A 6,623-nucleotide genomic window follows, 5' to 3' on the forward strand; every position below is an offset into this window, starting at 1 on the left:
GAGAGACATAATGGAACAGAATAAAAAAGCTGACAAGTTGTTGGAAGTCAGAGATCTCCAGGTCTCTTTCTTCACTCCGGCAGGAGAAGTAAAAGCAGTAAACGGCATCAGTTACGATGTGAATTATAATGAAGTTATGGGCGTTGTAGGAGAGTCTGGATCCGGAAAGAGTGTGGAAGCATATTCGATCATCGGCCTGTTACAGAATCCAGGAAAAGTAATCGGTGGTTCTATCACTTTCGAGGGTCAGGATGTCCTGGCGAAGACACCGGCGGAGATGGTAAACTTCCGTGGAAATGAAGTAGCCATGATCTTCCAGAACCCGATGACCTGTCTGAATCCGGTATACACCATCGGTAATCAGCTGGTGGAGGCACTGAAAGCCCATGATAAAAATATCAATAAAGAAGAAGCACAGAAACGTGCGATGGAGATGCTTGAGGAAGTAGGAATCAATAACGTGGAAAAACGTATGAAACAGTATCCTCACGAACTTTCCGGTGGTATGCGTCAGCGTGTCATGATCGCTATGGGTCTGATCTGTCATCCGAAACTTCTGATCGCAGATGAACCGACAACTGCCCTTGACGTAACCATTCAGGCACAGATTCTGGAACTGATGAAGAAACTTCAGAAGACCAATCAGATGGGTATTATTTTCATTACACATAACCTGGGTGTTGTGGCTGAAATCTGTGACAAGGTATCAGTTATGTATGCAGGTAAGATGGTGGAGCAGGGTCCGGTAGATGATATCTTCTATGCACCGGGTCATCCGTATACCAGAGGACTTCTTCGTTCCATGCCGCGTGTGGATGCGGAAAGTTACGAACGTCTGATCCCAATCGAAGGAACACCGGTCGATATGCTGAATCCGCCGGAGGGATGTCCGTTTGCACCACGTTGTGAAAGTGCCATGAAGATCTGTCTGCAGAAGATGCCGCCGTATGTGGAACTTGGGGATAATCATCGTGCCGCATGCTGGCTGTGCGTACAGGAACAGATGAAAGCACAGAAAGCAGCAGAGAAAAATAATGAAAAAACGGAGGCAGGCAGCCATGAGTGAGAAAAATGATACCCTCGTTCAGGTTGAACACCTGAAAAAATATTTCCCGATCAAAGGTGTGAAGGGACCTGGTGTACAGGCTGTGGAAGATATCTCCATTAAGATTAAAAGAGGAGAAACCCTTGGTCTGGTAGGAGAGTCCGGTTGTGGTAAGACGACTTTCGGACGCACGGTATTACAGCTGTATAATCCGACTTCCGGAAAGATCATCTATGACGGCAAAACTATTTTTGAAGGAAAAGACCCGTGGCAGAAAGATGAAAATGGTATTCTGCGCCAGGTGAAAGTTCCAAAAGCAAAACAGGTGAATATGCTTCCTTACCGCCGGAAGATGCAGATCATCTTCCAGGATCCGTCAGCCAGCCTGGATCCACGTATGACAGTTGGTGAGATCATCGGTGAAGCATTGGATATTCACAAATTATATAAGAGTAAACAGGACAGAACAGACCGAATCAAGGAACTGCTTGGTCATGTGGGACTGAACACAGAGCATGCAAACCGGTATCCGCACGAGTTCTCCGGTGGACAGCAGCAGCGTGTCGGTATTGCCCGTGCGCTGGCAGTCAATCCGGAATTCATCGTCTGTGACGAACCGATCTCCGCACTGGATGTTTCTATCCAGTCACAGGTAGTCAACATGCTCGAAGACATGCAGCATGAGATGGGACTGACTTATCTGTTCATCGCACATGATCTGTCCGTTGTAAGACATATTTCCCACCGTATCGGTGTGATGTATCTGGGAACTATGGTGGAACTTGCGGAAAGTTATGAACTGAACCGTCATCCACTGCATCCATATACCAAGACGCTGCTCTCCGCAGTTCCGGTTCCGGACCCGCAGGTAAGCAGAAGCAGACAGCGAATCGTGCTCGAAGGAGACATTCCGTCTCCGATGAATCCGCCAAGCGGATGCCGGTTCCATACCCGTTGCCCGTATGCGACCGAAAAATGTAAACAGGTCGTACCGACCTTTAAGGAGTACGAAAAAGGTCACTGGGTAGCATGCCATCTGCTGGAAGAGTAGATGAAAAATAACCGGATAATGCAGGAAATCTGATAGTGGATGCTCCTGTTTATCAATAAAAGGAAAAGGAGAGAGGATAATATGAAGAAAAAAGTTTTATCCATCCTGTTAGCTGCAACATTTACCGTATCTATGTTTGCAGGTTGCGGAAACAGCAACACTACAGCAAAAGACGACAGCGCAGCTAAAACAGAAGACACTGCTGATGACGCAGCAGAGGAAGAAACCAAAGATGACGCCGCAACAGAGGACACAGCAAGCGACGGTGACTTCAACATTACTGTAAACCTGGCTTCTGAACCTATGACTATGGACCCGGCGCTGAACAGTTCTGTAGACGGTAGTATCATGGCCCTGCATCTGTTTGAAGGTCTGATGAAATGGGAAGACAGCGGAGAAGTTGCCAATGGTACTGACGGAACTGCTGACAGCGGAAAACTGGTTCCCGGACAGGCTGAAAGCTATGAAAAGACAGAGAATGATGACGGAACTGTAACTTATACTTTCAAATTGCGTGACGGCATCAAATGGTCTGACGGAAAAGATGTAACAGCAGGTGATTTCGAGTACTCCTGGAAACGTCTGGTAAATCCGGAAACAGCAGCAGACTACAACTACATGCTGGATGGCGTGGTAAATGCCAATGAGATCATGGCAGGTGAAAAAGATCCTGATGAACTGGCTGCTAAAGCATTAGACGAAAAAACATTTGAAGTAACTCTGGTAAACGACCTGAACTACTTTGAAGAATTGTGTGCATTCCCGGCTATGATGCCTGTACGTGAAGATATGATCGAAAAAGCAGGTGACCAGTGGACATTTGACACAGCAACTTATATCTCCAATGGTGCATACAAACTGAAAGAGTGGACACATAACTCTCAGATTGTAGTAGAGAAAAATGAAAATTACTATGATGTAGAAAACCTTGGACCGGAAACCATCACCTTCAAACTGATGGATGACCAGAACGCTATGCTGTCCGGTTTCAACTCCGGTGAACTTGATTTCATCGAAGATGTACCGCAGGCAGAGATCGCTAACCTGATCGCTTCCGGAGATATGAAGATCGTAGACTATATCGGAACTTACTATGTATGCTTCCAGACACAGAAAGCACCTTTCGACGATCCGAGAGTTCGTAAAGCATTCTCTCTGGCAATCGACCGTACTTACATCGTAAACCAGGTAACACAGTCCGGACAGGTAGAAGCCGGTGGATTTGTTCCATCCGGTGTATATGATGCAGACGGTGCAGAGGGCGACGATTTCCGTACAGTAGGCGGAGATTACTATAAACCGACCGATGCGGATTATGAAGCAAACTGTGACGAAGCAAGACAGCTTCTGGCAGATGCAGGATATCCGAACGGTGAAGGATTCCCGGTTGTAGAATACCTGTACAACACCAGTGATGCTCACAAAGCTGTAGCAGAAGCTCTGCAGTTCATGTGGGAAGAAGAACTGGGCGTAAAAGTAACCCTGAACAACCAGGAGTGGGCAGCATTCCTGCAGACACGTAAAGACGGAGACTACTCCATCGCACGTAACGGCTGGATCGCAGACTACAACGACCCGATCTCCTTCCTGGATATGTGGATGACAGGTGGCGGAAACAACGATGCACAGTATGCAAACGACGATTACGACGCTCTGATCAAACAGGCAAAGACAACAACAGATAACGCAGAACGTATGGATCTGCTGCACCAGGCAGAAGACAAACTGATCGGTGAAGACAGCGTACTGGCTCCACTGTACTTCTATACACAGAAATATATGCTGGCTGACGGCATTGAAGGTATGTACTACTGCCCACTGGGATATTTCTTCTTCGGATATACCCATCAGGCATAAATAAATGCAATGCAACGATACAGCCCGGATAAGCAGTCCGGGCTGTATTTTTCTAAAAGAAAAAGGGAAAATGCAGGGAGAAAAAAGATGAAAGCTTATGAACGCTTACTGAAATATGTTACAGTATGGACGACCAGCGACGAAAACAGCACAACGGTTCCAACTACAAAAAGACAGCTCGACCTGGGGAATCTTCTGGTAGAAGAGATGAAAGAGATGGGACTTTCGGATGTGTCGATGGATGAATATGGATATGTTTACGGATATCTTCCGGCCACGGAGGGAATGGAAGATGTGACGCCGCTTGGTCTGATCGCGCATCTGGATACCGCACCGGACTTTAACGGGCAGAATGTGAAACCACAGATCATTCAGGATTATAACGGAGAAGATGTGGTGCTCGGAACTTCCGGCAGAGTTCTGGCAGTAAAAGATTTTCCGAGACTGAAAGGTTACAAGGGAAGAACGCTGATCACAACCGACGGAACTTCTCTTCTGGGGGCCGATGACAAGGCCGGGATTGCAGAGATCCTGACAGCGGCAGAAGACCTGATGCGGGAAAAGACACCACACGGAAAAATCTGCATCGCATTTACCCCGGACGAAGAAGTGGGTGGCGGTGCACAGTATCTGAAAATCAAAGAATTCGGCGCAACGTACGGATATACGTTAGACGGAAGCCATGAAGGTGAGATCCAGTTTGAAAACTTTAACGCGGCAGGCGCGGAGGTCACTGTTCATGGTGTCAATGTGCATCCGGGGAGTGCAAAAGATATCATGAAAAATGCACAGACCATCGCGATGGAAATCCACGGACTTCTTCCAAAAGATGCGTGCCCGGAGAAGACGGAAGGGTATGAAGGATTCTATCACATGACCGAATTCAACGGCAATGTGGAACAGGCAGTGATGCGTTACATCATCCGTGACTTTGATCCGGTCACATTTGTGGAAAAACAGGAGAAACTCCGTCAGGCGGTCGCACAGATCAACGAAACCTACGGCGAGGGAACCGCGGAAGTAAAGATCGAAGAATCTTACCGCAACATGCGTGAGAAGATCGAGCCGTGCATGCAGTTGATCGATTACGCAAAAGAGGCGTGCAAAGAAGCAGGCGTGGAACCTGATATCGCCCCGATCCGCGGAGGCACAGATGGTGCACGATTAAGCTTTGTCGGTCTGCCATGTCCGAACCTGGGTACCGGCGGAGACGGCTTCCATGGTCCGTTTGAACACATCACGGTGGAAGGCATGGATCTGTCCGTGGAAATCATCAAAAACATTATTAAGAAAATGTAATACCGAATGGTTTGGCGGATTGCTGGAGTACGAAGTACGGAGCAATCTGGTGTTGTTAAATAGAAAAGAAATACTTTACAGTGCCCGGAAATTCAGATAAAATATTTCGTGGTAAGATAATAAAGTAAGACAGGAAGATACATGAGCGAATTATTATACCAAACATTAAGAGAAAGTGTAGTGAATGCAATCCGGACCAAGATCATGAATCATCAGATACACCCTGGGGAGCGGATTGTGGAAATGGAACTGGCACACGAATTTCAGACCAGCCGGGGGCCAATCAGGGAAGCACTGCGTCAGCTGGAAAACGAAGGAATCGTAGAGTATACCAGAAATGTAGGATGTTCCGTGCGGACATTTTCTTTCTGGGATTCCTATGAAGTATATCTGCTTCGTACCAACTATGAGGCCGTCAGCGTGCGGTTTCTGAACGGGAAAATACCAGGGGAAACGATACAGAAAATGGAAGAGATTCTGGAGCGAATGAGAAAAATTTCAACAGAAGAGTTCGAGAGCGTTTTTGAATACGACAACTGTTTTCATGAGCAGCTGGTGTTGATGTCCGGACTTCCGAGACTTGCCAAAGCGTGGAAAGAACTGTACTATGGAAATCTGCTGGCAGGGTACGAACTGGTAAATGAAAAAGAAAAGATTATGGCAAACCAGTACGACAATCATATTGCGATTCTGAAAGCCTGTAAGGAAGGCAATCCGGAAAAAATCTGCGATGAAGTGAAAAAACATTACTGGAAGACAATTTTCTGCATGATGCAGGAACAAAAGATTAAAGATCCTGATCTGGAACAGGCATGGATGATGGCAATCTAGAGCCTTTTTCAGACACGCTCTGGCAAAAGATGGAGAAAAAGCATGGAAGAATTATATCAGGCAATCGAAGAAAAAATTAAAGCTTCCGGATATCCGAGAGAAATATCCGGGGAACGGGTCTATGATGATATCTGTGATCAGATCGAAGGAAAAGAAAACGGAACGTATCTGGTACTTTCCAAATTTGAGGAAGATGTGGTATTTGAGTATCATATCACTGTTTCTGATGATAACTTTAATCTGGGAATTCTGACGATGAAGACACCGGAAGGAGTTTTTGAGACAGATTTTGATCTCTGAGCGTTGTGTCGTGAATGGGGAATACTAGTGTAATGACACGTTGATATTTAAACTAATCTTTGTATCCTAATTACAACTTAGGATACAAAGATGTGAGCTTTATACGCGCATCCTTTGTTTTAAATTGCCAGTTTACGCCATCTTCATTACTGTTGCGTTCGTTTTCCCAAACGGATAGTTCTCTTTGAAGATGTTCAATGGAACTGATTCGTCTTGAAAGACATTGCCGTGTCATTACAT

6 protein-coding genes are annotated in these 6,623 nt (G+C 46.1%); all 6 read left to right on the forward strand.

Annotated elements, in window-relative coordinates:
* Nucleotides 1–10 precede the first annotated feature (10 nt).
* The 6 genes from FYJ57_RS05285 (at nt 11) to FYJ57_RS05310 (ending at nt 6,383) form a co-directional block, all read left to right on the forward strand.
* A complete protein-coding gene (locus FYJ57_RS05285; protein ID WP_154431837.1) occupies nt 11–1,066 on the forward strand; it encodes an ABC transporter ATP-binding protein in 1,056 nt (351 codons plus the stop codon).
* Nucleotides 1,059–2,096: an ABC transporter ATP-binding protein gene (locus FYJ57_RS05290; protein WP_154431839.1), complete on the forward strand. Its 1,038-nt coding sequence runs from the start codon at nt 1,059–1,061 to the stop codon at nt 2,094–2,096. Before FYJ57_RS05285 ends, FYJ57_RS05290 begins: the two co-directional genes overlap by 8 nt.
* An 81-nt stretch (nt 2,097–2,177) precedes the next feature.
* A complete protein-coding gene (locus FYJ57_RS05295) occupies nt 2,178–3,953 on the forward strand; it encodes a peptide ABC transporter substrate-binding protein (protein ID WP_154431841.1) in 1,776 nt (591 codons plus the stop codon).
* Between the two features lie 87 nt (nt 3,954–4,040).
* Nucleotides 4,041–5,252 (forward strand): peptidase T, encoded by a 1,212-nt coding sequence (pepT, locus tag FYJ57_RS05300; RefSeq protein WP_154431842.1) that lies wholly within the window; start codon nt 4,041–4,043, stop codon nt 5,250–5,252.
* Nucleotides 5,253–5,393: 141 nt separating this feature from the next.
* On the forward strand, nt 5,394–6,083 hold the full coding sequence (locus FYJ57_RS05305) for a GntR family transcriptional regulator (protein WP_154431844.1): 690 nt from the start codon (nt 5,394–5,396) through the stop codon (nt 6,081–6,083).
* Between the two features lie 42 nt (nt 6,084–6,125).
* Nucleotides 6,126–6,383 carry a hypothetical protein gene (locus FYJ57_RS05310; RefSeq protein WP_154431846.1) on the forward strand — a complete coding sequence of 86 codons (258 nt, stop codon included), beginning with the start codon at nt 6,126–6,128 and terminating at the stop codon, nt 6,381–6,383.
* Nucleotides 6,384–6,623: the final 240 nt, after the last annotated feature.

Origin of the sequence: Oliverpabstia intestinalis, assembly GCF_009696065.1 — a bacterium.
Classification (GTDB): Bacteria; Bacillota; Clostridia; order Lachnospirales; family Lachnospiraceae; genus Oliverpabstia; species Oliverpabstia intestinalis.